The 25,665-nt window shown below is 64.2% G+C and carries 24 protein-coding genes and 2 pseudogenes; 11 read left to right on the forward strand and 15 right to left on the reverse strand.

The features are described 5' to 3' along the window. On the forward strand, nt 1-993 hold the full coding sequence (locus AAG092_RS10330; protein WP_373386556.1) for an asparaginase: 993 nt from the start codon (nt 1-3) through the stop codon (nt 991-993). On the opposite strand, the gene glsB is transcribed toward AAG092_RS10330, so the two are convergent. Continuing rightward, nucleotides 990-1,913 carry a glutaminase B gene (gene glsB, locus AAG092_RS10335; RefSeq protein WP_373386557.1) on the reverse strand — a complete coding sequence of 308 codons (924 nt, stop codon included), beginning with the start codon at nt 1,911-1,913 and terminating at the stop codon, nt 990-992. The two genes, AAG092_RS10330 and glsB, sit on opposite strands and share 4 nt — an antisense overlap. 193 nt (nt 1,914-2,106) lie before the next feature. Between glsB and AAG092_RS10340 the strand changes: the two genes are divergently transcribed. Next, complete coding sequence (locus tag AAG092_RS10340; RefSeq protein WP_373389582.1) at nt 2,107-3,135, forward strand: histone deacetylase family protein; 1,029 nt, start codon at nt 2,107-2,109, stop codon at nt 3,133-3,135. 29 nt (nt 3,136-3,164) lie between these two features. After that, nucleotides 3,165-4,268 carry a polyamine ABC transporter substrate-binding protein gene (locus AAG092_RS10345; RefSeq protein ID WP_373386558.1) on the forward strand — a complete coding sequence of 368 codons (1,104 nt, stop codon included), beginning with the start codon at nt 3,165-3,167 and terminating at the stop codon, nt 4,266-4,268. An 83-nt stretch (nt 4,269-4,351) separates the two neighbouring features. On the opposite strand, the gene AAG092_RS10350 is transcribed toward AAG092_RS10345, so the two are convergent. The 4 genes from AAG092_RS10350 to AAG092_RS10365 form a co-directional block, all read right to left on the reverse strand. After that, entirely contained in the window at nt 4,352-4,690 is a 339-nt protein-coding gene (locus AAG092_RS10350; protein WP_373386559.1) for a multidrug transporter, read from the reverse strand. Nucleotides 4,691-4,774: 84 nt separating this feature from the next. Then, on the reverse strand, nt 4,775-5,353 hold the full coding sequence (locus AAG092_RS10355) for a lysophospholipid acyltransferase family protein (RefSeq protein ID WP_373386560.1): 579 nt from the start codon (nt 5,351-5,353) through the stop codon (nt 4,775-4,777). Between the two features lie 38 nt (nt 5,354-5,391). Continuing rightward, nucleotides 5,392-6,204, reverse strand: coding sequence for a bifunctional DNA-formamidopyrimidine glycosylase/DNA-(apurinic or apyrimidinic site) lyase (gene mutM, locus AAG092_RS10360; RefSeq protein ID WP_373386561.1), 813 nt, complete (start codon nt 6,202-6,204; stop codon nt 5,392-5,394). Nucleotides 6,205-6,263: 59 nt separating this feature from the next. Next, complete coding sequence (locus AAG092_RS10365; RefSeq protein WP_373389583.1) at nt 6,264-7,076, reverse strand: HDOD domain-containing protein; 813 nt, start codon at nt 7,074-7,076, stop codon at nt 6,264-6,266. Nucleotides 7,077-7,260: 184 nt separating this feature from the next. Between AAG092_RS10365 and AAG092_RS10370 the strand changes: the two genes are divergently transcribed. From AAG092_RS10370 to AAG092_RS10380, 3 genes are all read left to right on the forward strand, one after another. Further along, entirely contained in the window at nt 7,261-8,457 is a 1,197-nt protein-coding gene (locus AAG092_RS10370; RefSeq protein WP_373386563.1) for a class I SAM-dependent rRNA methyltransferase, read from the forward strand. 229 nt (nt 8,458-8,686) lie between these two features. Then, complete coding sequence (gene ilvD / locus AAG092_RS10375; RefSeq protein WP_373386564.1) at nt 8,687-10,525, forward strand: dihydroxy-acid dehydratase; 1,839 nt, start codon at nt 8,687-8,689, stop codon at nt 10,523-10,525. A gap of 90 nt (nt 10,526-10,615) precedes the next feature. Further along, entirely contained in the window at nt 10,616-11,083 is a 468-nt protein-coding gene (locus AAG092_RS10380) for a metallophosphoesterase family protein (protein WP_373386565.1), read from the forward strand. Here the strand turns inward: AAG092_RS10380 and AAG092_RS10385 are convergent. The 3 genes from AAG092_RS10385 to AAG092_RS10395 all read right to left on the reverse strand — a co-directional run bounded on the left by AAG092_RS10385 (nt 11,065) and on the right by AAG092_RS10395 (nt 13,527). Beyond that, complete coding sequence (locus AAG092_RS10385) at nt 11,065-11,712, reverse strand: YitT family protein (RefSeq protein ID WP_373386567.1); 648 nt, start codon at nt 11,710-11,712, stop codon at nt 11,065-11,067. The two genes, AAG092_RS10380 and AAG092_RS10385, sit on opposite strands and share 19 nt — an antisense overlap. A gap of 86 nt (nt 11,713-11,798) precedes the next feature. Next, nucleotides 11,799-12,311 carry a dihydrofolate reductase gene (locus tag AAG092_RS10390; RefSeq protein WP_373386569.1) on the reverse strand — a complete coding sequence of 171 codons (513 nt, stop codon included), beginning with the start codon at nt 12,309-12,311 and terminating at the stop codon, nt 11,799-11,801. 28 nt (nt 12,312-12,339) lie between these two features. Beyond that, nucleotides 12,340-13,527: a diguanylate cyclase gene (locus AAG092_RS10395; RefSeq protein ID WP_373386571.1), complete on the reverse strand. Its 1,188-nt coding sequence runs from the start codon at nt 13,525-13,527 to the stop codon at nt 12,340-12,342. A 126-nt stretch (nt 13,528-13,653) separates the two neighbouring features. Between AAG092_RS10395 and AAG092_RS10400 the strand changes: the two genes are divergently transcribed. Both AAG092_RS10400 and AAG092_RS10405 read left to right on the forward strand, forming a co-directional pair. Further along, entirely contained in the window at nt 13,654-15,045 is a 1,392-nt protein-coding gene (locus AAG092_RS10400) for a DUF2868 domain-containing protein (RefSeq protein WP_373386574.1), read from the forward strand. A gap of 120 nt (nt 15,046-15,165) precedes the next feature. Further along, the gene (locus tag AAG092_RS10405; protein WP_373386575.1) at nt 15,166-16,536 is read left to right on the forward strand and encodes a DUF3482 domain-containing protein; all 1,371 of its coding nucleotides are present in this window, start codon (nt 15,166-15,168) and stop codon (nt 16,534-16,536) included. 4 nt (nt 16,537-16,540) lie between these two features. Here the strand turns inward: AAG092_RS10405 and thyA are convergent. Both thyA and AAG092_RS10415 read right to left on the reverse strand, forming a co-directional pair. Then, a pseudogene (gene thyA / locus AAG092_RS10410) lies at nt 16,541-16,822 on the reverse strand (thymidylate synthase); the annotation flags it as partial. 278 nt (nt 16,823-17,100) lie between these two features. Further along, nucleotides 17,101-17,610, reverse strand: coding sequence for a helix-turn-helix domain-containing protein (locus tag AAG092_RS10415; RefSeq protein ID WP_373386576.1), 510 nt, complete (start codon nt 17,608-17,610; stop codon nt 17,101-17,103). 217 nt (nt 17,611-17,827) lie between these two features. On the opposite strand from AAG092_RS10415, the gene AAG092_RS10420 reads away from it, so the two are divergent. Together AAG092_RS10420 and AAG092_RS10425 are read left to right on the forward strand one after the other, a co-directional pair. Then, the gene (locus AAG092_RS10420) at nt 17,828-18,277 is read left to right on the forward strand and encodes a hypothetical protein (RefSeq protein ID WP_373386577.1); all 450 of its coding nucleotides are present in this window, start codon (nt 17,828-17,830) and stop codon (nt 18,275-18,277) included. A gap of 3 nt (nt 18,278-18,280) precedes the next feature. Beyond that, nucleotides 18,281-18,679, forward strand: a complete 399-nt coding sequence (locus AAG092_RS10425) for a hypothetical protein (protein WP_373386578.1) — start codon at nt 18,281-18,283, stop codon at nt 18,677-18,679. Between the two features lie 394 nt (nt 18,680-19,073). Here AAG092_RS10425 and AAG092_RS10430 read toward each other — a convergent pair whose 3' ends face one another. From AAG092_RS10430 to AAG092_RS10440, 3 genes are all read right to left on the reverse strand, one after another. Then, a complete protein-coding gene (locus tag AAG092_RS10430) occupies nt 19,074-19,781 on the reverse strand; it encodes an abortive infection family protein (RefSeq protein WP_373386579.1) in 708 nt (235 codons plus the stop codon). Nucleotides 19,782-19,868: 87 nt separating this feature from the next. Next, on the reverse strand, nt 19,869-20,480 hold the full coding sequence (locus AAG092_RS10435) for an SLATT domain-containing protein (protein WP_373386580.1): 612 nt from the start codon (nt 20,478-20,480) through the stop codon (nt 19,869-19,871). Continuing rightward, on the reverse strand, nt 20,477-21,781 hold the full coding sequence (locus tag AAG092_RS10440; RefSeq protein WP_373386581.1) for a nucleotidyltransferase: 1,305 nt from the start codon (nt 21,779-21,781) through the stop codon (nt 20,477-20,479). Before AAG092_RS10440 ends, AAG092_RS10435 begins: the two co-directional genes overlap by 4 nt. A gap of 419 nt (nt 21,782-22,200) precedes the next feature. Here AAG092_RS10440 and AAG092_RS10445 point away from each other — a divergent pair, with 419 nt between their 5' ends. After that, entirely contained in the window at nt 22,201-23,277 is a 1,077-nt protein-coding gene (locus AAG092_RS10445; RefSeq protein ID WP_373386582.1) for an ArsO family NAD(P)H-dependent flavin-containing monooxygenase, read from the forward strand. Between the two features lie 123 nt (nt 23,278-23,400). Here AAG092_RS10445 and arsJ read toward each other — a convergent pair. Both arsJ and AAG092_RS10455 read right to left on the reverse strand, forming a co-directional pair. Next, nucleotides 23,401-24,620 (reverse strand): annotated as a pseudogene (arsJ, locus tag AAG092_RS10450) (organoarsenical effux MFS transporter ArsJ). A gap of 12 nt (nt 24,621-24,632) precedes the next feature. Next, complete coding sequence (locus AAG092_RS10455; protein ID WP_373386583.1) at nt 24,633-25,637, reverse strand: ArsJ-associated glyceraldehyde-3-phosphate dehydrogenase; 1,005 nt, start codon at nt 25,635-25,637, stop codon at nt 24,633-24,635. Nucleotides 25,638-25,665 lie beyond the last annotated feature (28 nt).

A 25,665-nucleotide genomic window follows, 5' to 3' on the forward strand; every position in this document is an offset into this window, starting at 1 on the left:
ATGACTTCTTCGCAGAACCTGCTGGTGCTCTACACCGGCGGCACCATCGGCATGCAGATGAGCGAGTCCGGCCTGGCGCCGGCCTCCGGCTTCGAGGCGCGCCTGCGCGCCGAGCAGGCCGCCCACCCCGAACGGCCGGCGCCGGCCTGGCGCTTCGCCGAGCTCAGCCCGCCGATCGACAGCGCCAACATGCGCCAGCAGCACTGGCTGGCGATGCGCGACGCCATCGTCCGCGCGGTGGACGAGGACGGCGTCGATGCCGTGCTGCTGCTGCACGGCACCGACACCCTGGCCTACAGCGCCGCGGCGCTGAGCTTCCTGCTGCTGGGCATCGAGGTGCCGGTGCTGCTGACCGGCTCCATGCAGCCGGCGGGGGTGCCCGGCGGCGATGCCTGGCCCAACCTGTTCGGCGCCCTGGGCCTGCTCGCCAGCGGCGTGGCGCCGGGGGTGCACCTGTACTTCGCCGGCCAGCTGCTGCACGGCGCGCGCGCCAGCAAGTGCAAGAGCGAGGCCTTCGACGCCTTCGCCGACCACGGCCGGCCGCGGCATGCCGCGCACCTGCCCAGCCTGCCCGCCGCCCTGCACTACCGCCAGCCGCGCCGCGCGGTGGCCCTGGCCGTGCAGCCGCTGTTCCCCGGCCTAAGCGCCGCGCAGCTGCGCGCCGTGCTCGACAGCGGCGTCGAGGCCCTGCTGCTGGAGTGCTACGGCAGCGGCACCGGCCCGGCGGACGATGCGCAGATCCTCGCTACCCTGCGCGAGGCGCGCGCCCGCGGCGTGGTGCTGGCGGCGATCAGCCAGTGCCCGCAGGGGCATGTCGAGTTCGGCGTGTATGCCGCCGGCAGCGCCCTGGCCGGCGTCGGCCTGGTCAGCGGCGGCGGCATGGGCCGCGAGGCGGCCCTGGGCAAGCTGTTCGGCCTGCTCGGTGCCGGCCTGCCGGCGGCCGAGGTGGAGCGCCTGTTCGCCCTCGACCTGTGCGGCGAGATGGCCGGCTAGCCCGCCAGCGGCGAGAACACCGACCAGCCGATGCGCTCGCTGAGCAGCTCCAGCGCCGCCATGCCGGCCAGCGAGTTGCCGGCGGCGTTCAGCTCCGGCGACCACACGCAGACAGTGAAGCGCCCCGGCACCACCGCGACTATGCCGCCACCGACGCCGCTCTTGCCCGGCAGGCCGACCCGATAGGCGAAGTTGCCGGCCTCGTCGTACAGCCCGCTGGTGGCCATGATGGCGTTGACCTGCTGGGTCTGGCGCGGCGTCAGCACCTGGCCACCGCCGTGCCGGCAGAAGCCCTGGTTGGCCAGGAAACCGAAGGCGCGCGCCAGGTCCACGCAGCTCATGGCCAGGGCGCAGTGGTGGAAGTAGCTGCGCAGCACCTCCTCGACCTCGTTGTGGAAGTTACCGAAGGCCTGCATCAGGTAGGCCGCGGCGGCGTTGCGCGCGCGGTGCTGGTACTCCGACTCGGCGACCTTGGCGTCCGACACCACCAGCGGGTTGCCCGACAGGCGCCGCACCAGGTCGCGCAGCGACAGCGCCGGGGCGGCGAAGCGCGACTGGTTGATGTCGCAGATCACCAGGGCGCCGGCGTTGATGAAGGGGTTGCGCGGCCGGCCGCGCTCGAACTCCAGCTGCACCAGCGAGTTGAACGGCTGGCCCGAGGGCTCGTGGCCGAGGCGCTGCCAGATGTCCTCGCCGGAGTGCTGGATGGCCTGCACCAGGCTGAACACCTTGGAGATGCTCTGGATCGAGAAGGGCTCGGCGGCATCGCCGGCGGTGTACAGGCTGCCGTCCACGCCGTAGACGGCGATGCCCAGGCGCGCGGCCGGCACCTCGGCCAGGGCCGGGATGTAGTCGGCCACCTTGCCGCGGCCCAGCAGGGGGCGGACCTGGTCCAGAATCTCGTTCAACAGCGCCTGCATGCTCCACCTCTTGCGTTCGCGGGTGCCGAACTAGACGTCCGCGGCGGGCTCGCCATCACAGCGCGGGCGACCCGCCCGGCGCCTGCCACTGGCGATAATGGCCGCAATTATCCCTTTGTTGGCCGGCGTTATCGTTCTCCCGGCCCGCACGGGGTGCCAACAATGCGTGCAGCCCATCGCGGAGAACAACCAGATGCTGACCTTCTACAGCGACGACCACCGCCTGCACCATGCCAGTGGCGAGATGGTCGGCGGCGAATACAGGCCCTGCTTCGAGATGCCGGCGCGCGCCGACCACGTGCTGGCCCGGGTACGCGAGCGCAGGCTCGGCGAAGTGCTGGCGCCGCAGGACTTCGGCCTGGCGCCGATCGTGCGCATCCACAGCGCCGACTACCTGGAGTTCCTGCAGAAGGCCTGGGCCGGCTGGGCCGCCCAGGGCAACACGGCGGACTTCCTGCCCGGCGTGTTCCCGGCTCGCCACCTGCGTGCCAGGCGCCCGGACGACCTGTACGGCCAGTACGGCTTCCACAGCTTCGATTGCTTCGCGCCGATCACCGCCGGCACCTGGCAGGCGGCCTACAGCTCCGCCCAGGTCGCCCTGAGCGCGCAGCGCGAGATCGCCGCCGGCGCCCACGGCGTCTTCGCCCTGTGCCGGCCGCCGGGCCACCACGCCAGCGCCGACGTGATGGGCGGCTACTGCTACCTGAACAACGTGGCCATCGCCGCCCAGGCCTGCCTCGACCAGGGCGCCGCGCGGGTGGCCATCCTCGACGTCGACTACCATCACGGCAACGGCACCCAGTCGATCTTCTACGAGCGCGACGACGTGCTGGTGGCCAATATCCACGGCAGCCCGAGCTTCGAGTACCCGCACTTCCTCGGCTACGCCGACGAGACCGGCGCCGGCCGTGGCGAGGGCTGCAACCTCAATTTGCCACTGGCCGCCGGCAGCGCCTGGGATACCTGGGGCGCCGCCCTGGAGACGGCCTGCAAGCGCATCGCCGCCCATGACCCGGACGTGCTGCTGGTGTCCCTCGGCGTCGACACCTACCAGGCCGACCCGATCTCCAGCTTCAAGCTCGACAGCCCGGACTACCTGCGCATGGGCGAACGCATCGCCGCGCTGGGCAAGCCGACCCTGTTCGTCATGGAGGGCGGCTACGCGGTCGCCGAAATCGGCATCAACGCCGTCAACGTACTCGAAGGCTTCCAGGGCGCCTGAGCCCGACACAACCAGGGGAGACAACCACCATGCACAAGACCATCCCGCTGCTGCTCGGCGCCTCGCTGTGCGCCGCCACCCTGCACGCCAGCGCCGCCGAAGCGCCGGTGCGCGAGCTGCGCGTGTACAACTGGGCCGACTACATGCTGCCGTCGGTGCCCAAGGACTTCGCCAAGAGCAGCGGCATCAAGCTGACCTGGGACGTGTTCGACACCAACGAGGCGCTGGAGGCCAAGCTGCTCGCCGGCAATTCCGGCTACGACCTGGTGGTGCCGTCCAATACCTTCCTCGACGTGCAGATCAAGGCCGGCGTATTCCAGAAGCTGGACAAGTCCAAGCTGCCCAACTGGCAGCACCTGGACCCCAACCTGCTGCAGCTGATGGCCACCAACGACCCGGGCAACCAGTACGCCGTGCCCTACATGTACGGCACCGTGCTGCTCGGTTACAACCCGGACAAGGTGCGCGCGGCGCTCGGCGAGAATGCCCCGCTGGACAGCTGGGACCTGGTGTTCAAGCCGGAGAACATGGAGAAGCTCAAGGCCTGCGGCGTGGCCATGCTCGACACGCCGACCGACATCCTGCCGATCGCCCTCGACTACCTGGGCCTGGACCCCAACAGCACCAACCCGGCCGACTACGACAAGGCCGCCGAGCTGATGATGCAGATCCGCCCCTACGTCACCTACTTCCACTCGGCCAAGTACATGACCGACATCGCCAACGGCGACATCTGCGTGGCCATCGGCTACTCCGGCAGCTTCTACCAGTTCGCCAACCGGGCCAAGGAAGCCGGCAACGGCGTGGTGGTGAAATGGAAGCTGCCGAAGGAAGGCGCGCCGCTGTGGTACGACTCCTTCGCCATCCCGGCCAGCGCCCAGAACGTCGAGGAGGCCCACGCCTTCCTCAACCACCTGCTGGAGCCGAAGGTGGTGGCGCCGATCAGCGACTTCCTCGGCTACCCGAACCCGAACAAGGACGCCATGCCACTGGTGAGCGCGGCCATCCGCGACGATGTCGACCTGACCCCGCCGCCCGCGGTGCAGCAGAACCTCTACGTGCTCAAGCCGCTGCCGCAGAAGATCGAGCGGGTGCGCACGCGCGTCTGGAGCAAGATCAAGACCGGCAGCTGAGTGCGGCCGAGGCGCGACACCTGATGGCAGCCCAAACAAAGAAGCCGGTCATGCGACCGGCTTCTTCGTTGCGGGGTGAAGGATCAGTCCTTCCTGTAGCCGCTCTCGGTGCAGCCCAGGCAGCGCACGAAGGCGGCCATGCCCGGCTCCACTACCAGAGCCTTGCCGGCTTCGCCGACATTGCCGCCGGCCGCGGTGAACGGCAGGCTGACCACGAACAGGCCGGCGCCGATGATGGTGCCGGCGATCAGCAGCGGGCGGGCGATCAGCAGGTCGCCAACCATGGCGTAGGCGGGCGGCGCTTCCAGGGTATAGGTGGGGTCGCCGCTGGTGTTCTGCTGTACCACCTCCGCCTGCGCCGGCAGTGCCAGCAGGCCAGTGGTCAGAGCCAAGACAGCGGCGGTGGTGCGAAACAGGTTCATGGCGCGGTCCTTCATTTGTGTAGTTATGGCAGAGCGTTGCAGCTAACTATAACAGCGCTCTGGCAATTGTCAGCGTGAACGCCGTCAATCGCCGTGGAAGGCATTCTCCGGCTTCTTCGGCACATAGGGGCGGAAGAACGCCAGCAGCGCCTCGAGATCGGCCTCGGCATCGCCGCTCGGCTGGAACGGTGCCCCGATCACCACGCGGCGATTGGCGAAGTCCAGCGCCCCCGGCACGATCGGCACGCCGGCGCCTAGGGCGATGTGGTAGAAGCCCATCTTCCAGCGCTCGACCTTCTTGCGCGTGCCCTCCGGTGACAGCACCAGGATGAACTCGCGGTTATCGCGGAAGCTCTGGATCGCCTGTTCCACCATGTTCAGGCTGAGGTGGCGCTGGATCGGGATGCCACCCCAGCTGCGCAGCAGGCCGCCGAAGGGCCAGCGGAAGATGCTGTGCTTGCCGAACCAGCGCGCGTTCAGGCGCAGCACGAACTTCAGGGCGATGAAGATCACGAAGTCCCAGTTGGAGGTGTGGTGGGCGCCGATGGCGACGAACTTTTCGAGCCGTGGCAGCTCGCCCTCGATGCGCCAGCCCATGAGCTTCAGCGCGGTGCGCCCGACCCACTCGGCGAGCGGGTTGGGCGGCAGGTAATTGCCGTACATCCTGGTTCCTACTGCTTGTTCTTATTCTGGGTGAAGCGTTAGCGCTGGCATTTCGGGCAGTACACGCTGGCGCGCTGGCCCAGTTTCACCTCGCGCAGGGTCGTGCCGCAAACCTTGCAGAACTCCCCGCCACGGCCATAGGCGAACAGCTCCTGCTGGAAGTAGCCGGGCTGGCCGTCGCCGCCGATGAAGTCGCGCAGGGTGGTGCCGCCGCGCTCGATGGCATAGGCGAGGATGCGCTTGATCTCCTCGGCCAATCTCACATAGCGCGCCCGCGAGATGGAGCCGGCCTCGCGGCGCGGGTCGATGCCGGCGGCGAACAGGGCCTCGGTCGCGTAGATGTTGCCGACGCCGACCACCACCGCGTTGTCCATGATGAAGGGCTTGACCGCCATGCTGCGCCCGCGCGACTGCTGGAACAGGCGCTCGCCGTCGAAGGCGGCGGTCAGCGGCTCCGGCCCCAACTTGGCCAGCAGCTCGTGATGCAGCGGGTCACTGCTCCACAGCAGCGCACCGAAGCGCCGCGGGTCGGTGTAGCGCAACGCCAGGCCCGACTCCAGCTCGATATCGACATGCTCGTGCTTGCCCGCCGGGGTGCCCACCGGCACCAGGCGCAGGTTGCCGGACATGCCCAGGTGGCCGATCAGGGTGCCGCTCTCGGCCTGGATCAGCAGGTACTTGGCGCGCCGCTCGACGCACTCGATGCGCTGGCCGGACAGGCGCACGTCGAGGTCCTCGGGGATCGGCCAGCGCAGCCGGCGCTCGCGCACCACCACGCGGGTGACGCGCTGGCCGACGAGATGGGGGGCGATGCCGCGGCGGGTGGTTTCGACTTCGGGTAGTTCGGGCATGACGGGCTCGGGTACTGCGGGGCAGCCGCCATCCTAGCGGGAAGGCGGCGAACGGGGAATCAGCCCGGGCCCAGCTCGCGGATCGACTCCTTGAGGTTCTCGAAGTCGTATTCGGACAGCCCCACGTACTCCAGCACCAGGGTCTGGATGCACTCCCACTCGTGGTCGCGCTCCTGGTTGCCCAGCACCTTGTAGCTGGAGCAGATGTGCTCGGCCATCTTGAGGATGGCCATCAGCGTCTTCAGCTGGGCGTCGCGGGCGACATCCTCCTCGAAGAAGGACAGCGCGTTGTGGTGGTTGGCGATGGCCTCGCACAGGTGCAGCGGCAGGTTCCACGACTTGGCGGTGAAGTAGCCCACCACCGCGTGGTTGGTGTTGAGCAGGCGGTTTTCGGTATCCACCACGCGGCGCTCGCTGCCGGCGTTGTAGTAGGCCTCCTCGAGCACCGTCATGTAGTTGGGGAAGCGCTTGAGCATCAGCGGGATGCCGCAGTTGTGGAACAGCCCCAGGGTGTAGGCCTCGTCCGGCGACTGGTAGCCGATGCGCTTGGCCAGGGTCAGGCAGGTCATGGCCACGTCCTGGGCGGTGTCCCAGAAACGGTTGAGGGTGACGATGGCCTCGTCGGTCAGCTCGCCCTTGATCGACTGGGCGTTGATCAGGTTGATCACCGTGTTGCAGCCGAGCAGGTTGACCGCCTGCTGGATCGAGGCGATGCGGTTGGACAGGCCGAAGTGCGGCGAGTTGACGATCTTCAGCAACGCGCCTGACAGGCCCGGGTCCTGGCTGATCAGCTTGGCGATGGTCTTCAGGTCCGGGTTGGGCAGGAACTGCTCCATCTGCAGATCCACCATGATTTGCGGCTGCGGCGGCACGCTGATGCCCTGCAGCACCTGCTGGATCTGTTCGGCGGAGAGTTCGTGGGCCATGGCGAGGAACTGAAGTGAGAAATTCGCCATAGTTTAGCCAAAGCTTTCCCGACGCCACAGCCAAGTTTTGTAAACGCCGTGAGCCGGGCGAAACGGCTATAATTCCGCTCTTTTTTCGCGGAGTAGCCCCATGTCCCTGCCCAGCCTGCGCCTCAAAGCCAATGCCGATCGCCGCCTGCGCGCGGGCCACCTGTGGGTCTACAGCAACGAGATCGATGTGGCCGCCACGCCCCTGAACCTGTTCCAGCCCGGCGACCAGGCCGTGCTCGAAGCCGCCGGCGGCAAGGCCCTGGGCATCGTCGCGATGAGCCCGAACAACCTGATCTGCGCCCGCCTGCTGTCGCGCGACGTCAAGCACGTGCTGGACAAGTCGCTGCTGGTGCACCGCCTGAACGTGGCCCTGAGCCTGCGCGAGCGCCTGTTCGACACCCCGCACTACCGCCTGGTCTACGGCGACTCCGACCTGCTGCCAGGCCTGGTGGTGGACCGCTTCGGCGACCACCTGGTGGTGCAGCTGGCCTCGGCCGCCATGGAGCGCGCCAAGGACGCGGTGATCGAGGCCCTGGTGCAGGTCCTCAAGCCGCGCGGCATCCTGTTCAAGAACGACTCCGCCGCGCGCGATGCCGAGGGTCTCACCCGCTACGTCGAGACCGCCTTCGGCCTGGTGCCGGAGTGGGTGGCGCTGGAAGAGAACGGCGTGAAGTTCGAGGCGCCGGTGCAGGGCGGGCAGAAGACCGGCTGGTTCTACGACCACCGCATGAACCGCGCGCGCCTGGCCCCCTACGTCAAGGGCAAGCGCGTGCTCGACCTGTTCAGCTACGTCGGCGGCTGGGGCGTGCAGGCCGCCGCCTTCGGCGCCAGCGAAGTGTTCTGCGTCGACGGCTCGGCCCTGGCCCTGGACGGCGTGGAGCGCAACGCCACCCTCAACGGCGTGGCCGAGAAGGTCACCTGCATCGAGGGCGATGTGTTCGAGGCGCTGAAGGAACTGAAGGCCGCCGAGGAGCGCTTCGACGTGGTGGTCGCCGACCCGCCCGCCTTTATCAAGCGGAAAAAAGATCTCAAGAACGGCGAGGCCGCCTACCGCCGCCTCAACGAACAGGCCATGCGCCTGCTCAACAAGGACGGCATCCTGGTCAGCGCCAGCTGCTCCATGCACCTGCCCGAGGACGACCTGCAGAACATCCTGCTGACCAGCGCCCGCCACCTCGACCGCAACATCCAGCTGCTGGAACGCGGCGGCCAGGGCCCGGACCACCCGGTGCACCCGGCAATCCCGGAAACCCGCTACATCAAGAGCCTGACCGCGCGCCTGCTGCCCAACAGCTGAGTGCCGACCGCCTGCGGTCCGCCAACCTTTCCCCGGCGGCCGCGGGCGGCGTAGAATCGGGCCATTCCTCGCCACCATCCCCCGGCGGGCCCGTGAGCCCGGGCCGAACGAACGGCGACCCCGTCTCGTCCTGCGGCCCCATCCGAACGCTCGGTCACCTGCCGTTTGCATCCGGTCCAGTCGACGCTCACCATACGAACATCACCTGATTAGCCGCAGGAACCGCGTCATGCCCGATTACCGCTCGAAAACCTCCACCCACGGCCGCAACATGGCCGGCGCCCGCGCCCTGTGGCGCGCCACCGGGATGAAGGACGAAGACTTCAAGAAACCGATCATCGCCATCGCCAACTCCTTCACCCAGTTCGTGCCCGGCCACGTGCACCTGAAGGACCTGGGCCAGCTGGTCGCCCGCGAGATCGAGAAAGCCGGCGGCGTGGCCAAGGAATTCAACACCATCGCCGTGGACGACGGCATCGCCATGGGCCACGACGGCATGCTGTATTCCCTGCCGAGCCGCGAGATCATCGCCGACTCGGTGGAATACATGGTCAACGCCCACTGCGCCGACGCCATCGTCTGCATCTCCAACTGCGACAAGATCACCCCCGGCATGCTGATGGCCGCCCTGCGCCTGAACATCCCGGTGGTGTTCGTCTCCGGCGGGCCGATGGAAGCCGGCAAGACCAAGCTGGCCAACCACGGCCTGGACCTGGTCGACGCCATGGTGGTGGCCGCCGATGACTCCTGCTCCGACGAGAAGGTCGCCGAGTACGAGCGCAGCGCCTGCCCGACCTGCGGCAGCTGCTCCGGCATGTTCACCGCCAACTCGATGAACTGCCTGACCGAGGCCCTGGGCCTGTCGCTGCCGGGCAACGGTTCGACCCTGGCCACCCACAGCGATCGCGAGCAGCTGTTCCTGCGCGCCGGCCGCCTGGTCGTCGAGCTGTGCCAGCGCTACTACGGCGAGGGCGACGAGTCGGTGCTGCCGCGCAACGTCGCCAGCTTCAAGGCGTTCGAGAACGCCATGACCCTGGACATCGCCATGGGCGGCTCGACCAACACCATCCTGCACCTGCTGGCCGCCGCCCAGGAGGCCGAGCTGGCCTTCGACCTGCGCGACATCGACCGGCTGTCGCGCAAGGTGCCGCAACTGTGCAAGGTGGCGCCGAACATCCAGAAGTACCATATGGAAGACGTCCACCGCGCCGGCGGCATCTTCTCCATCCTCGGCGAGCTTGCCCGTGGCGGCCTGCTGCACACCGACGTGCCGACCGTGCATAGCCCGAGCATGGCTGACGCCATCGCCCAGTGGGACATCACCCAGACCCTGGACGAGAAGGTCCACACCTTCTTCAAGGCCGGCCCAGCCGGCATCCCGACCCAGGTCGCCTTCAGCCAGAGCACCCGCTGGGAGACCCTGGACGACGACCGCCAGAATGGCTGCATCCGCTCGGTTGAGCACGCCTACTCGCAGGAAGGCGGCCTGGCCGTGCTGTACGGCAACATCGCCCTCGACGGCTGCGTGGTGAAGACCGCCGGCGTCGACGAATCAATCCACGTGTTCGAAGGCACGGCGAAGATCTTCGAGAGCCAGGACAGCGCCGTGAAGGGTATCCTCGCCGACGAAGTGAAGGCTGGCGACATCGTGATCATCCGCTACGAAGGCCCGAAAGGCGGCCCGGGCATGCAGGAAATGCTCTACCCGACCAGCTACCTGAAGTCCAAGGGCCTGGGCAAGGTCTGCGCCCTGCTCACCGACGGCCGCTTCTCCGGCGGTACCTCGGGCCTGTCCATCGGCCACGCCTCGCCGGAAGCCGCCGCCGGCGGCGCCATCGGCCTGGTCAAGGACGGCGACAAGGTGCTGATCGACATCCCCAACCGCAGCATCAACCTGCTGGTGTCGGATGAAGAACTGGCCGCGCGCCGCGTCGAGCAGGACAAGAAGGGCTGGAAGCCGGTCGCCCCGCGTGCGCGCAAGGTGTCCACCGCACTGAAAGCCTACGCCCTGCTGGCCACCAGCGCCGACAAGGGCGCGGTGCGCGACAAGGCGCTGCTCGATCAGTAAGGCACGCAGCACCCCCCATATAAGCCCGGCCCCGCGCCGGGCTTATGCTTTGTAGGGCGGGTGAAACACGCGGAGTTCTCGGAGCACAGCATGAAGATCGGCCTGATCAGCGATACCCATGGGCTGTTACGTCCCGAGGCACTGGCGGCGCTGGCCGGCTGCGACCATCTGCTGCATGCCGGCGATATCGGCCGACCGGAGATTCTCGACGCCCTGCGCCGGATCGCCCCGCTGACGGCGGTGCGCGGCAATAACGACGAGGGACTGGACTGGGCCAGGGAACTGCCCGAGCGGGTCGAACTGCAGCTGGGCGGCATCGACATCCACCTGGTGCACCAGGGCACTGATGTGCCGGCGCGCCTGCCCGAGTCCGTGCGCGTGGTGGTCACCGGCCATTCGCACCAGCCGCTGATCGAGGAGCGCGACGGGCGCCTGTGGGTCAACCCCGGCAGCGCCGGGCCGCGGCGCTTCAAACTACCAGTCAGTGTCGCCCTGCTGCATATCGAAGACGGCGCCGTGCGCGCCGAGCTTGTGGCGCTTCAGCTGACCCCGACGTAGCGGTCACTGCGGTGATTGAGCGCCAGCACCAGGTTGAGCATCACCGCACCGAGCACCGACAGAGCCACCTTGTCCGGCGTCACCACGAAGATCGCGCCCAGCACGATGATCGCATCGATGCCCATCTGCACCGCGCCGGCGCGCAGGCCGAAGCGCTCCTGGAGGAACAGCGCGAGGATGTTCACCCCGCCCAGGCTGGCCTTGTGGCGGAACAGCATCAGTAGCCCCAGGCCCATGGCCGCGCCGCCGAACAGCGCCGCGTACAGCACGTTGAGGTGGCTGAAGGCGACCCAGCCCGGGGTCAGCTCGGCCAGCAGGGAGACCAGCAGCACGGCGCAGCCGGTGCGCAGGGTGAAGCCCCAGCCCAGGCGCCAGATGCCGAGCAGGTAGAACGGCAGGTTGACCAGGCAGAACACCAGGCCGAACGGCCAGCCGGCCAGGTACTTGGCCAGGAAGGCGATGCCCACGGTGCCGCCGGTGAGCAGTCCGGCGTGGCTGTAGAAGGCGATGCCCAGGGCCACCAGGGCGGTGCCGAACAGCAGGGCCAGGGCATCCTCCCACAGCGGGTGGCGGACGAAGAGGGCGGCGACCGTTTCCGTCTGCGCGGGCCCGGCGGTGTTGTCAGTCATGGGCAGAAACCTGGCGGAAGAAGGCGAAAGCATAGGACGTCACCGGCGAGCGCAGGCGACCTCGATCAATGCCCGTGCAGAAAAACCTAGCGGCGCTGCCAGGTCTCGAAGCGATAGGCCGGGCTGCCCTCGGCGGCCGCGTGCTCCTCGCGCTCGGCGCACTGCCAGTCGCCCTCGGCGAAGGCCGGGAACCAGGCATCGCCTTCAGGCTGCAGGGCCACGCGGGTCAGGTACAGGCGCTCGGCCAGGGCCAGGCCCTGCTCGTAGAGCTGGGCGCCGCCGATCAGCATCAGCTCGTCCACGCCCTGCTCGCGGGCCCAGGCATCGGCGCGGGCGATGGCTGCATCCAGGTCGGGGAACACCTCGGCGCCTTCCAGCGCCAGCCCGGCCTGGCGGCTGACCACCAGGTTGAGGCGGCCCGGCAGCGGCCGGCCGAGCGAGTCCCAGGTCTTGCGGCCCATGATGATCGGCTTGCCGAGGGTCTTGGCCTTGAAGTGCTTGAGGTCCGCCGGCAGGTGCCAGGGCAGTTGGTTGTCGCGGCCGATCACGCGGTTGTCGGCGAGGGCGGCGATCAGGCAGAGGGGCAGAGTCGTTTTCATGGGCGCGAGGATACCGACTGGCGCCGGCTCAGGCCACCTGACTACTGCCCGGGCGCTTGCCGACCACCCGGTTGCGCCCCTGCTCCTTGGCCAGGTACAGCGCCACGTCGGCTAGGCGCAGGGCGTCGGCCAGGCTCTGGTGCGGCTGCGGCACCAACCAGGCGACACCCAGGCTGATGGTCACCACCGGCGCCACCTCGGACTTGGCGTGGGCCAGGCCGAGGCGCTGCACTTCCGCGCGCAGGCCTTCCAGCAGCGCCAGCACCTCGGCCTCCGCCACCCCGTACCAGAGGCCGACGAACTCCTCGCCGCCGTAGCGCCCGGTGATGTCCAGCGGGCGCCGGGCCTGCTGGCCGATCACCCGGGCCACGGCACGCAGGGCCTCGTCACCGGCGCTGTGGCCGTAGTGGTCGTTGTAGCGCTTGAAGTAGTCCACATCCAGCATCGCCACGGCGATCGGCTGGCGCTCGCGCAGGGCCTGGCGCCAGCTGGCCTCGGCGCGCTCGCCGAAGGCGCGGCGGTTGAGCAGGCCGGTCAGAGAGTCGCGCTCGGCCAGGTCCTGCAGCAGGCCCTGGGCGAGGAAATTCTGGCGGGTGGCGTACTCGAGGAAATAGGCGCCCACCGAGCCGATCACGTTGGCGGTGGCGAGGAAGAACAGGTTGTACAGCAGCGCCTCGGCGGGCAGGCCGCTGGCCAGCTCCACCAGCAGGTAGCCGAGAAAGGTCAGCCAGCCGCACAGGGCAGCGGCGGCGAAGCGCAGGCCGGTGAGGAAGTAGAAGAACACCGTGACCAGGATGATGCCCTCGTAGGGCAGCGGATAGTCATGGGCCCGGGCGACCCAGATGATGGCGTCCACACCCAGGCCGCAGACCAGCGCGCAGACGCCGCCGATCAGCTGCAGATGGCCGTGCAGCGAGCGCCGGAAGGTGGCCAGCCAGGTCAGTACCAGCGTGGGTGCGATCAGGAACAGGCGGATGGCGAGGATCTTGTTGCGCACCGAGTCCGGCAGGCTGATCGAGTCGAGCACGGCGAAGGCGAGAAAGAGCAGGATGGCCACCAGCAGGGCACGGCGCATGCGCACCAGGAAAATCCCGAGGTGATAGCGCCCATAGGCACTCTCCAGCTCATCGTCGAAGCGCAGCAGGCGGAAGCCCTCGCGGTGCTGGCGCAGGTAGGGCGAGTCACGGTTGACCCAGTCCATGTGGGGCAGCTTCATGGCCGCGCTCCTCTCGTTGTTATGCCTGCAGCCTAGTCGCAGGCGCAGCGGCATCACAACCCGGGCTTCCCCCGGGGCGCAGCGCAGCGGTTATGCTTGGACCTCGACCCGCAAACGGAATGCCGCGTGACAGACAGCCCCCTGCCTCCCCGCTCGCGCCTGCAACGCCTCTGGCTGTGCGAGACCATCCGCCTGCGCGAGGAACATGCCGGCCCGCTGGAAGACGCCGAGGCCAACCGCCTGGCGCGCCAGACCGGCGGCGACCTGGCGGCGCGCATCGAGGCCCGCGCCCTGTGCCTCGCCGCGCGCGACGGCCAGACCGGCGCGCTGCGGCACTGGCTGCAGGGCGCGCGCCTGGCCCTGCTGGCGCTGGCCCTGCTGGCCCTGGCCGGCGGCGTCGGCCTGGCCTTCGCCGCCTTGGGCGATAGCAGCCCGGTCAACCTGTTCTGGGCCCTGGGCAGCCTGCTCGGCCTGCACCTCGCCACCCTGCTCGCCTGGCTGCTCGGCCTGCTGCTGGCCGGCGAGCACCAGGCCGCCCTCGGCCGCCTGTGGCTGTGGCTCAGCGAGAAGCTGGCGCGCGACGCCGCGGCCGCCCAGCTCGGCCCGGCGCTGGTCCTGCTGCTGCAGCGCCGACGGCTCAACCGCTGGCTGCTCGGCGCACTGGTGCACGGCCTGTGGCTGCTGGCGCTGGGCGCCGCCCTGGTGATGCTGCTCCTGCTGCTGAGCACCCGCCGCTATGGCTTCGTCTGGGAGACCACCCTGCTCTCGGCCGACACCTTCGTCGCCCTCACCCACCTGCTCGGCGGCCTGCCCGCCCTGCTCGGCTTCCCCCTGCCGGACGTGGAGACCATCCGCGCCAGCGGCGAGGCCGCGCTGGCCGACGAGGCCGCCCGCCATGCTTGGGCCGGCTGGCTGCTCGGCGTGCTGCTGGTGTTCGGCCTGCTGCCGCGCGCCCTGCTTCTGCTGCTGTGTCTGTGGCGCTGGCAGCGGGGCCAGGCCCGCCTGACGCTGGAGCTGAACGACCCCGCCTATCGCCTGCTGGCCGAGCGCCTGCAGCCGCCCGCCGAGCGCCTCGGGGTGATCGACGTGGCACCCGCCGCCCTGCCCGAGAGCCGCGCCGGCGCCAACCTGCAGGCCAGCGCCGGCGCCCTGCTGGTGGCAGTGGAGCTGGACGACCGCCGGCCCTGGCCGCCGCCGCTGCCCGCTGCGGTGGCCGATGCCGGCGTGCTGGACAGCCGCGAGCAGCGCCAGCACCTGCTCGACCAGCTCGGCCGCTTCCCGCCGGCGCGCCTGGCGGTGGCCGTCGACCCGCGCCGCTCGCCGGACCGCGGCACCCTGGCGCTGCTCGGCGAGCTGTCGCGCACGGCGGGAGACACGCGCATCTGGCTGCTGCCGCCGGCGCCCGGCGAGGCGCTGGACAGCCAGCGCCTGGGCGACTGGCACGAGGCCCTGCAGCGCCTCGGCCTGGCCTTCTCCGACGCGGCGCCGCTGGCCTGGCTGGAGCGCGGCCATGACTGATGGCACCCTCTCCCCAGCCCTCTCCCATCAATGGGAGAGGGGGCAGTCCGTGCATTCTGTGACCAGCTGGAGTCACCCCTACCCCGCTGGCGGGAGATGGATCGAGGAAGAGGGCCGCCGATGACCAGGCCGCTGAAACTCGCCGTGGTCGGCCACACCAATGTCGGCAAGACCTCGCTGCTGCGCACCCTGCTGCGCGACGTCGGTTTCGGCGAGGTCTCGCACCGCCCCAGCACCACCCGCCACGTCGAGGGCGCGCGCCTGTCGGTGCATGGCGAGGCGCTGCTGGAGCTGTACGACACCCCCGGCCTGGAGGACGCCATCGCCCTGCTCGAGCACCTGGAGCGCCTGGATCGCCCCGGTGAGCGGCTGGATGGCCCGGCACGCATCGCCCGCTTCCTCGATGGCGCCGAGGCCCGCCAGCGCTTCGAGCAGGAGGCCAAGGTGCTGCGCCAGCTGCTGGCCAGCGACGCCGGCCTGTACGTGATCGACGCCCGCGAGCCGGTGCTGGCCAAGTACAAGGACGAGCTGGCGGTGCTGGCCGGTTGCGGCAAGCCGCTGCTGCCGGTGCTCAACTTCACCCACGCCGCCAGCCAGCGCGAGGACGAGTGGCGCGCGGCCCTGGCTCGCCTGGGCCTGCACGCGCGTGTAGCGTTCGACACGGTGGCGCCGCCGCTGGACGGCGAGCGTCGCCTGTACGAGAGCCTGGCCCTGCTGATCGAATCGGCGCGGCCGCAGCTGGAGCGCCTGATCGCCGACCATGAGGCGCAGGCCGAGGCCCGTCGCCAGGCCGGCGCACGGCTGATCGCCGAGCTGCTGCTCGATTGCGCCGCCGGCCGCCGCAGTGTGGCCGGCCAGGCGCCGATCGAGCGGGGCGAGATCGCCGCCCTGCACCAGGCGGTGCGCCAGCGCGAGCAGCAGTGCGTCGAGGCCCTGCTACGCCTGTATGCCTTCCGCGCGGACGACGCCCGCACCGGCGAGCTGCCGCTGACGGACGGACGCTGGGGCGACGATCTGTTCAACCCGGAAACCCTGCGCCAGCTGGGGGTGAAAGTCGGTGGCGGGATGGCGGCCGGCGCCGCCACCGGCGTGGGCATCGACCTGCTGGTGGGTGGCATCACCCTGGGCGCCGCCGCGCTGCTCGGCGCCCTGGCCGGCGGCGGCCTGCAGACCGCGCGCAACTATGGCGGGCGCCTGCTCGGCAAGCTCAGGGGGCAACGCGAACTGACGGTGGACGACCAGGTGCTGCGCCTGCTCGCCCTGCGCCAGCGCCAGCTGCTGGCAGCCCTGGCGCAGCGCGGCCACGCGGCGACCACGGCGATCCGCCTGGACACGCCGCAGGACCAGGCCTGGCGCCAGGCGCCACTGCCACAGGCGCTGCACAGGGCCCGCGCCCACCCCGAGTGGTCCTCGCTCAACCCCGGCGCACGCCTGGAGCAGAGCGAGCGGCGCGCGCAAGTGGAAGCCCTGGCGGCCGAGCTGGGCGGCTAGACCGTTACACCGCCACCGGCGCGGGAATGTGCGGGTGGGCCTGGTAGTTCTGCAGCTCGAAGTCCTCGAAACGGAAGGCAAACAGGTCCTTCACTGCGGGGTTGAGCTTCATGGTCGGCAGCGGCAGCGGCTCGCGGGTCAGCTGCAGGTCGGCCTGCTCGAGGTGGTTGGCGTACAGGTGGCAGTCACCGCCGGTCCAGACGAAATCGCCCGGTTCGAGGTCGCAGACCTGGGCGATCATCATGGTCAGCAGGGCGTAGCTGGCGATGTTGAACGGCACGCCGAGCGGATTTACCACCCCACCCAGCTGCACATTACGTGAAGATCGAATGCCTTCACGGAAAGAATCTATGTGTGCATTATGGAACATGCACATACACTATGCAAGATCTTTTTTCAATATTTTGCTCGCCGACCCGCCAATCAGCCCCAAAACCCCAGCTATCAACCGCCAAGCACATCCTTTCAGGTTTCCAGGCAATTGTTAGCTGCTGACTACGACCCCGATACCACCTGCTCCCTCAACCAAGACAGCGCCAAGACAAAGCAGCTCCGAAGAGGACATTACTCTTCACCCTTAGGCCAGTGCCGCTGAACCGTCCTGATTGTCACCCCCAGCCTGCGAGCAACCTCTTCCTTGTGCAGCCCCTCACGCTGCATCCGCATTACAGCGGCACGAGCGCTGTTCGCTTTCTGCCTTTGCATATCGCGCACAACGTCATCCTGTGCACCCCCACCAAGGCGACCTGTACCCAACAGCCTTCCAAGCCTTGCAGCACTTACAGCGATCTGCTCATCAACGCTCAGACCAGAACGGCGCGCCTCGACAATTAAAAACACGTCGCTTGGAGCAACGCCGAGCACTTCACAGAGACCAACCAAGGACTCGATCTTTATGACTGCCAGGCCGTTTTCAACCTGACTCAGGTTCGCAACGCTCAGCGCCTCACTGCAATCCGTGAGCGTAAGACCGGCCTGCAACCTAACGTCACGCAGCACCTGCCCCAACACCGCTTCGTACCGCATTTTGTTTGAGCCCAAAAATTGAGCATCAGACCAGCTTTGACGCGACACCTCTTTATCGCCTACGATAAATTAAATGTCGCATGAGCATATCAGCAAATCCCGTCAATAAATTCCATTTGAAATCATCGCCGCATAGGAGCAGGCGTGATGGCATCAAGCGAAAGCCCTGGCCTACAGGGCCTGAAACCTCAGTTCCAAGCGCAAATGATTCCGATCTTCCTGCCAGACGAAATAGCAACTGAAGAGATATTTGAAGCGGAGAAACATGATGGCTGCCCAGGCAGGACATATAGACTTTGAATTCAAGTCCGAAAGCGCGGGCCTCTGGTGCCTTAACAAAAAAGGTAGCGAGCGCTGGATGAGTATCACGCTTGCGAGCAAGGAAACTGATGGCGTTGTAAATACCATCGCTACTAATGACCCCGAGATCATCAAACGAACGCTAGAAGAACCAGGTGAAGGACTGTACATCCGTAGCTTTCAAGCGGTCGTGAGCTGCGACTTTCCCGACAATAAAGGTATTGCCGTAGCGGATGTCCTAAAGCTCATCGAGGAGCGAACCAAGCGCGGCGAGCTATTTCACCTCGTCCACACAAGGTTTGGTTGCTATCAATTTGGTGGCCCCTCCAAGCTCATGGCCAGCCAGGTACAAATGGGTTCAGATGTAGTGCTCTACGCCGCTGAATCTCCATCGCGTCGCTATTACGGAGGCTAATCGATGGAAAAGTTAAACGAAATAACCGCTTTGCTCTTTAGTGCTGGACTGCCGATGCCAGGAGCCAAGGTCAGTCAGGATGAAGCTGTAAGGATTGTCCGTGAGCGCTACCCATATGCCGAATACTGCATCGTGTCGAACTGGCGGTGGATTGATTTAGAAGTGACCCCAGTCCAGCTCTCTGAGCTAACCAACACAAATCGAAAGCCCGCAGTTATCTACGCAGATACCGTGATCTACGATAGCAGTCGCCGATGGGATGTCGGCGACTTCGTGCGTACAAGTTTCCTCCATAAATTCGAAGACGGCTTCATATTTAAGACTCTAAATACTGCTTACATACTCATTGGTAATGGTGTGAGGAAAAGAGCGACCCTAGAAGCTATTGGGCGTATTTTTTGATACCAATCACTGAATTATCGCGACGAACTAAGATACACCTTATAAAAGCGCAGAGCGCTCAATGTTCATGGCCTGTAACCGGATACCTAATAAACATATACATCTGCACCAGATCTGGCATAGGTTGCGTTTCTGGCCACCAAGGCTAACGAAAGCGTTTCAGGGAGGGAGCTAAAACTCGAACATCAGATGTAATACATCTTTACTGCGAAGGGGGCTTCTGGGTACTTCACACCACAAGCAGCAGCTTCTACGTTATCGTGACGTTTGAGTGCACATATGGCTGGTATTCGCTGATGCAGTTCAAGCCTTCTGGGCAAGCCAAACTTCACTTACCCCTACGCCTACTACACTAATCTCTCTTCCTGACCAACCTTCGGCCTATGAACAAGGATCACGCACCGGCTTCGAATTCTTCCAGAAGGTACAAAGCCACTGCTCCGGCCAGGTTTACGCACAATCCAGCTTCATATTTTGTCGGAGGGATGGCATCCGATGCTGCTCCATGTGCATCACCCTGCTTGTTTCTCATATCACCTATACCCCAGATGATCGAGCTCAAACCCTCAATAGTTTTTTCAATGGGCTTTCCTTTTACCTCTAACCCAAGAGTATCAATGGCCTTGCTGAAAAGCGCTTTGTTACTATCAGTCGGTTTCCCGCCGCGCTGCTCAATTATCCACTTCAGCGTCGACTCAAGCAGGGCTCTTGCAGCAGTAATAGCACCGCTTGGGTCTGTAATTCGTCGATGGAGAGCTTTGTCCCACTTCTCTCGAATGCTATGGCTTGGAACTCTCTCGAACAGGTCAGCTAGAGACTCATCTAACGGCGTGGGCTGACCTGAGAACTGCTGTAAAAGTTGCTCGCCCTTGTAGGTGAGCCCTCCTCTCACAAGTATGACGGCATAATACCCATTACCAGAATAGTGCTCCTTTCTGGATATCATCTGTTCTATGTAGCCTAGAGCGTGGGCATGAACTATTGTCTTGGCAAGACTCTGGAAGTCTTTGATATCGTCGGATGAGGAACTATCTGGCTCGAATGACTTCACTCCCGAATGAATCTTGCGGAGCACATCATGCAGCAATACATCCATAGTCATTTCCCCTACTCCTGCTGTGCCACCAATTAAAATTCACTCACCGGAGCGACAAGCAGAAGCCTGAGGAATCCGAAACCTGCTCGACGGTTACACTATCCCCAGGCAAGCCTTAATGGTATCGATGCGCGATACAAAAAACGCACCGGAAAACATCAGTAACGCCGCCAGAGCCAGCCATGCAGTCAATGGAACCTTATCCCTGACTAAAGAGAAGTTCTTCTGCTCATTGACCCAATCAATCTGGTATTGCCAAAAGAACTTGTAATGCGCATACCAGTCGCTGAAAAGAATTTGCTTACTAATAGACGCATTATAGTAGCGCGCCTCTAAGCCAGAAAGCTCGCCCTGGTATGCAGTAAAGTCCGAATCAGCCGGAAGCGACTGCACCTTTCGATAGAGGTCTCTCAGTCCGTTATATATCTTAGTGAGCTCTACAGCAGACTTTTCATATTCTGACTTTTTGGAGTCATATACAGAGATATAGATGCCAATAATGCCGATCACAGCCATGGTGGCGGATATATTCTTCGCAGACAGCGAGTCGTATACCAGGGCAAAAATGCCCACGGCTGTTCCCAAGAAACCAATAAAGCCTGGGACTTTTTCCACGATGTCATAGGTGGCCCAATGCTTACGGCCACCAAATCCCACGTTGTAGCCTGTCTCGGCAATATTCTTGAGCAGTGAGGCCTGGCTCATATGTTCTCGCTAATCGGTACTTGAATTGGGCTGCGGGCAACAACCACCCCATCCTTGATGATATAGCACTCCACCATGTGCTCGCCCTTGAAGCTCGTCGACTCTTGAATAGACTCGCGCCCTGAGTCGCTGGTAATGCTGCCACGAATGCAGTCACGCTTTTCAGCTTCCTCTCCGGTATTCAGCACCTTCCACTTCACCGTGTAAGGTGGCAAAACCCCGTTATGAGTGATTCTGAATTTAAGCGTCTTACGTGCACGCAAGGGCAAGCCAAGCTGGATCAGCTCACTGAGCAGACGCTCCCTGAAGCCGTCCTGCTCAACATCACAGTCGACTGCTAACGGATAGCGAATATCGACTGGGTACAGATCCTCAATGAACTGCTCCGTATTCCTGAAGCTATAGGCAGAGCCCAAAGACTCCATGGCACCGCGCATGGTTGTACGGGTCGACGGAAAACTGCGCCCGAAAACCTTCTTCCAGCGATCGCCCTCATATTCCTTGCCCTGCGCCTCGATGGCTTTTACGCACAGCTCATAAGCACGCTTAGCAGGCTTTTGGAATTTCTGTTTGACCTTCACATGCTGACGGCTCCCCAGGGCTGCATACCGGTCTTGCTGGGGAAGGTTTTTGGCGTACTCGAAGAAATCCCTAACCATGCAGTCGTATGAGCCGAAGCTTGCATTGGCATAAGCATCAGTCGACGTGAGGAATTTATGCGCCAGGGTATCGATCAGCAGACCGCCGATACCAATGCCGTGCTTGTTCTTCCATGCACGAAGCATTTTGCACAGTCGCCGCAGGTTCCCATTTTGGTCATCATCAACCGTCTTGGTAGCCTCGATTTCCTCCTTGGGCTTGGTGATTTTCCAAGCGCCACCCTTATAGGTGTCGGGATATACGAAGCTGCCGTCGCCCTGCCTGAAGACGGGCTGAACCTCAACGTTGAAATTCTGGAACGTGACACATACCACCAGGCGATCCACGGTGATCTTGGTGGTGGGATAGCGCTTTAGAATTGCATCGCGGGCGTCTGACAACAGCTCAGACTGCCCACCATCCTTGTTGTAGGTCTCCCATGCGCTGTCGGGCATGATGTAGAGCATGTCCAGGTCTGAAACGCCTTCTATAGCTGTCCAGCGCCCATAAGAGCCAACCTGAAGGTTGTTGCCTGTTGAATCCAAATCCCGGAAATACTTATTCAGAGACCGGGTTATCTCTGTATATCGGTCTTCAATGGTGACGTGGTTAGTGATGCGCAGATTGCCTAAGAACTCTCTGAAAATCGTTGAAGTCGACATCGTGATCCCTTACACGTGATATTCCCAAACAGCCTGCCTCAAAGCTTTCCGAATGGTAGCCGAAGGCCATTGCGGGTATCTATCGCTGCGACAAACACCGCTAAGTCGGCCAGGCTAACCCAGCACTAGATGTAGCTTTGGCATAGCGCAGCGCTCGGTAGATACGGAAGGTCAAACAGGTATAGGGAATGGCGAATTGTGCGCAGCTTCAGATATTCGCTTTTAGCCGCTGGGTGCCGCTGGAGGTGTGGTGCTTCCGGCCAAAAGTGGACGCTGGTGGCGGGTTGCAATCGGCCCAAAGTCGGCCCACACGCATCTACGAAACTAGGAGCGACTCACATCCACTCTTGAGCCAAATCATTTGAGCTTGGGGCTGTGCCGATATACTTCCTACTCTGCATTGATGGAAGGCCCGAAGCATGGATATCGCGCAATCGCCCAAACTAGATGTCGTCATCATCGGGGGTGGGCAGTCTGCCTTGGCGGTGGCCTACTTTCTGCGTCGAACCAAATGCTCATTCGTGCTCCTCGATGCGGAAGAGGAATCTGGCGGCGCGTGGCGGCATGGCTGGAACTCGCTGCGCCTGTTCTCGCCGGCCACTTGGAGTTCAATCCCTGGTTGGATGATGCCGCCTGTTCAGGATGGCTATCCCAGTCGCAACCATGTAATCGACTACCTCAACCAGTACGAACAGCGCTACCAATTCCCGTTTCTGCGGCCTGTTCGCGTCACCTCTGTCGAGCGCATAGAGTCAGGTTTACGGGTATGGTCTGGCGACGAACATTGGGATGCGAAGACAGTAGTCAGTGCAACTGGAACCTGGGGTAATCCTTTCATCCCAAGCTACCCGGATGCAGAGCTATTCGCAGGCCAGCAACTGCACTCCGCTCACTATGTCGAAGCCCAACCGTTCGCCGGCAAGAGAGTATTGGTGGTAGGTGGCGGTAACTCCGGTGCTCAGATATTTGCCGAAGTGTCCAAGGTCGCAGACACGACCTGGGTGACGCCTGTTGAGCCGCTGTTCTTGCCGGACGATGTAGATGGAAAGGTATTGTTCGAGCGCGCGACAGAGCGCTGGAAAGCACAACTGGAAGGCCGCACCATTGATCAGCCGGTCGGTGGTCTCGGCGACATTGTGATGGTGCCGCCCGTTGTTGAAGCTCGCGAGCGCGGTGCTCTGAAGTCTGTGCGCCCTTTCGAGCGTTTCACTCGCAACGGAGTGATCTGGGCTGGTGGTTCAGAGTCTGCCGTGGACGCGGTGATCTGGTGTACCGGTTTCAGGCCCGCCTTAGAGCACTTGTCTACTCTGAGCGTACTTAACACGGAGGGTCGTGTTGACGTATCCGGCACTCATTCGACTCAAGAGCCCAGGCTTTGGCTGGTTGGCTATGGCGAATGGACAGGCGCAGCTTCAGCCACACTGATCGGCGTCACTCGTACAGCTCGAAGCACGGTCAGCGAGATTGATGCCTTTCTCGGCGCTCAAAGTACCTGAATAGAATTGCAGCCTACTCTCGTATACACCAGTGAGCGCGCAGGAGAGCCTTGCGTGACGGCTTCCGCAGACGCCTCTCCCCACATACAGCATGAGAAGGTACTTCCCGTCATGTTGACGGGCTTATACCGCATCTGCGTGCCTGGGCAACGCGATAGAGATCAGAGCGGCCAATAGAACGAATGCTGTGGATACCCACAAGCAAGCCTCCAGCCCATAACTCTGATAAATCCAGCCCGACAACACTGTGCCGAGCAAGCGGCCCAAGGCGTTGGACATGTAGTAGAAACCCACGTCCAGCGATACCCCATCTTCCTTGGCGTAGGACACGATCAGGTAGCTGTGTAACGATGAATTCACCGCAAACAGCGCGCCAAACACCATCAGCCCACCCAGCAGCACAACCTGAGGCGACCAGCCCGCCGAAAGCCCGAGAGCAATCGCCGCAGGCAGTCCAGCCAGCAGCGCCGCCCAAACAAAGGCAGCTCGCCCATCAGGGACGTGACCACGTTTTTTTCCAGTGATGTTCGGGGCGAACGACTGCACGATGCCGTAGCCAATGACCCAGGCCGCCAGGAAGCCGCCCACCAGCCAGAAGTCCCAGCCAAACACCGTGCTCAGGTAGACCGGCAAGGCCACCACGAACCAAACATCGCGAGCACCAAACAGAAACAACCGTGCCGCCGAAAGGATGTTAATCGCCCGGCTCTTGGAGAGGATGTCGCGAAACTTGGGTTTGGCTTTGGCCTTGCCCAGGTCTTTCTTCAGCAGGAGAAGGCTGGCTACCCAGATCAAGGCAAGCACTACGACCATCGCCAGCACTGCGCCCGTGAACCCCATCAATGCCAGCAACGCCCCACCGAGGAAGAAGCCCCCCCTTTCAGTGCGTTCTTTGAGCCGGTGAGGATCGCTACCCACTTGTAGAGCGTGCCCTGCTGGTTGTCAGGCACCAACAGCTTGATCGAACTCTTGGCGCTCATCTTGTTGAGGTCTTTGGCGATACCCGACATGGCCTGCGCGCCCATCACCCAGGGGATGGTCAGCCAGGCGGCGGGCACCGTGAGCATCAGCAAGGCCGCCACCTGGAGGCCTAAACCAATGTTCATGGTGCGATTCAGGCCCAGGCGTGCACCGAGGTAGCCGCCGACCAGGTTTGTGATAACGCCGAAGATCTCATAGAACAGGAAGAGCGCAGCGATTTGCAGCGGCGTGTAGCCCAGCGTGTGGAAGTGCAGCACCACCAACATGCGCAACGCGCCATCGGTGAGGGTAAAGGCCCAGTAATTGCCGGTGACCAGCAGGTACTGGCGCACTTCCGGGGAAAGAGCTGACAACGCCTTCATGATTGCTCCCTGTTAAACGGCCAAACCGACCAGTTTGGCCAACTCGACAGCACGGTTGGCATATCCCCACTCGTTGTCGTACCAGGCGTAGATCTTCACCTGGGTGTCATTCACCACCATGGTCGACAGCGCATCGATGATCGAGGAACGCGGGTCGGTGCGGTAATCGATGGAGACCAAGGGACGCACTTCATAACCGAGGATGTTTTTCAGCGGGCCATCGGCGGCAGCTTTGAGCAGTGTATTGACCTCATCCACCGAAGTGGCACGCTCGACTTCGAACACGCAATCGGTGAGCGAAGCGTTGGCCAGCGGCACGCGCACAGCATGGCCGTTCAGCTTGCCGCGCAGCTCGGGGAAGATCTCGGCAATCGCGGTGGCCGAACCCGTGGTGGTCGGGATCAGGCTCATGCCCGAGGCACGGGCGCGGCGCAGATCCTTGTGCGGCTGGTCGAGGATGCTCTGGGTGTTGGTCAGGTCGTGAATGGTGGTGATCGAGCCGTGGCGAATGCCCAGGTTCTCATGGATCACCTTGACCACTGGAGCCAGGCAGTTTGTGGTGCAGGACGCAGCGGTAACGATGCGGTGCTGCGCGGGGTCAAACAGGTGCTGGTTGACGCCCATGACCACGTTCAGCGCGCCTTTCTCCTTGACCGGCGCGCACACCACCACCCGCTTCACGCCCTGATCCAGGTAGGCCTGAAGCACGGCGACGGTCTTCATCTTGCCACTCGCTTCGATCACCAGATCGCAGCCCGACCAATCGGTGTCGGCAATCGCCTTGTTGGCGGTGACCTTGATGCGCTTGCCACCGATCACGACATGATCACCCTCGGAGCTGGCTTCGTTGTTCCAGCGGCCATGCACCGAATCGAAGTTGATCAGGTGGGCGTGAGTCGCAGCGTCACCTGCCGGGTCATTGATCTGCACGAACTCGAACTCTGGCCAGCTCCAGGCTGCACGCAAGGCGAGACGACCGATACGACCGAAACCGTTGATACCTACTTTGATGCTCATGCTGTTGTTCTCTAGGGGCTAGCTGCGG

Origin of the sequence: Pseudomonas alcaligenes, assembly GCF_041729615.1 — a bacterium.
Taxonomy (GTDB): Bacteria; Pseudomonadota; Gammaproteobacteria; order Pseudomonadales; family Pseudomonadaceae; genus Aquipseudomonas; species Aquipseudomonas alcaligenes_B.

Bases quoted from the DNA above. Each gene is read 5' to 3' on its own strand.
- AAG092_RS10330 (WP_373386556.1), top strand. From the start codon at position 1: ATGACTTCTTCGCAGAACCTGCTGGTGCTCTACACCGGCGGCACCATC.
- glsB (WP_373386557.1), bottom strand. From the start codon at position 1,913: ATGCAGGCGCTGTTGAACGAGATTCTGGACCAGGTCCGCCCCCTGCTG.
- AAG092_RS10340 (WP_373389582.1), top strand. From the start codon at position 2,107: ATGCTGACCTTCTACAGCGACGACCACCGCCTGCACCATGCCAGTGGC.
- AAG092_RS10345 (WP_373386558.1), top strand. From the start codon at position 3,165: ATGCACAAGACCATCCCGCTGCTGCTCGGCGCCTCGCTGTGCGCCGCC.
- AAG092_RS10350 (WP_373386559.1), bottom strand. From the start codon at position 4,690: ATGAACCTGTTTCGCACCACCGCCGCTGTCTTGGCTCTGACCACTGGC.
- AAG092_RS10355 (WP_373386560.1), bottom strand. From the start codon at position 5,353: ATGTACGGCAATTACCTGCCGCCCAACCCGCTCGCCGAGTGGGTCGGG.
- mutM (WP_373386561.1), bottom strand. From the start codon at position 6,204: ATGCCCGAACTACCCGAAGTCGAAACCACCCGCCGCGGCATCGCCCCC.
- AAG092_RS10370 (WP_373386563.1), top strand. From the start codon at position 7,261: ATGTCCCTGCCCAGCCTGCGCCTCAAAGCCAATGCCGATCGCCGCCTG.
- ilvD (WP_373386564.1), top strand. From the start codon at position 8,687: ATGCCCGATTACCGCTCGAAAACCTCCACCCACGGCCGCAACATGGCC.
- AAG092_RS10380 (WP_373386565.1), top strand. From the start codon at position 10,616: ATGAAGATCGGCCTGATCAGCGATACCCATGGGCTGTTACGTCCCGAG.
- AAG092_RS10385 (WP_373386567.1), bottom strand. From the start codon at position 11,712: ATGACTGACAACACCGCCGGGCCCGCGCAGACGGAAACGGTCGCCGCC.
- AAG092_RS10390 (WP_373386569.1), bottom strand. From the start codon at position 12,311: ATGAAAACGACTCTGCCCCTCTGCCTGATCGCCGCCCTCGCCGACAAC.
- AAG092_RS10395 (WP_373386571.1), bottom strand. From the start codon at position 13,527: ATGAAGCTGCCCCACATGGACTGGGTCAACCGTGACTCGCCCTACCTG.
- AAG092_RS10405 (WP_373386575.1), top strand. From the start codon at position 15,166: ATGACCAGGCCGCTGAAACTCGCCGTGGTCGGCCACACCAATGTCGGC.
- AAG092_RS10420 (WP_373386577.1), top strand. From the start codon at position 17,828: ATGATGGCTGCCCAGGCAGGACATATAGACTTTGAATTCAAGTCCGAA.
- AAG092_RS10425 (WP_373386578.1), top strand. From the start codon at position 18,281: ATGGAAAAGTTAAACGAAATAACCGCTTTGCTCTTTAGTGCTGGACTG.
- AAG092_RS10430 (WP_373386579.1), bottom strand. From the start codon at position 19,781: ATGACTATGGATGTATTGCTGCATGATGTGCTCCGCAAGATTCATTCG.
- AAG092_RS10435 (WP_373386580.1), bottom strand. From the start codon at position 20,480: ATGAGCCAGGCCTCACTGCTCAAGAATATTGCCGAGACAGGCTACAAC.
- AAG092_RS10440 (WP_373386581.1), bottom strand. From the start codon at position 21,781: ATGTCGACTTCAACGATTTTCAGAGAGTTCTTAGGCAATCTGCGCATC.
- AAG092_RS10445 (WP_373386582.1), top strand. From the start codon at position 22,201: ATGGATATCGCGCAATCGCCCAAACTAGATGTCGTCATCATCGGGGGT.
- AAG092_RS10455 (WP_373386583.1), bottom strand. From the start codon at position 25,637: ATGAGCATCAAAGTAGGTATCAACGGTTTCGGTCGTATCGGTCGTCTC.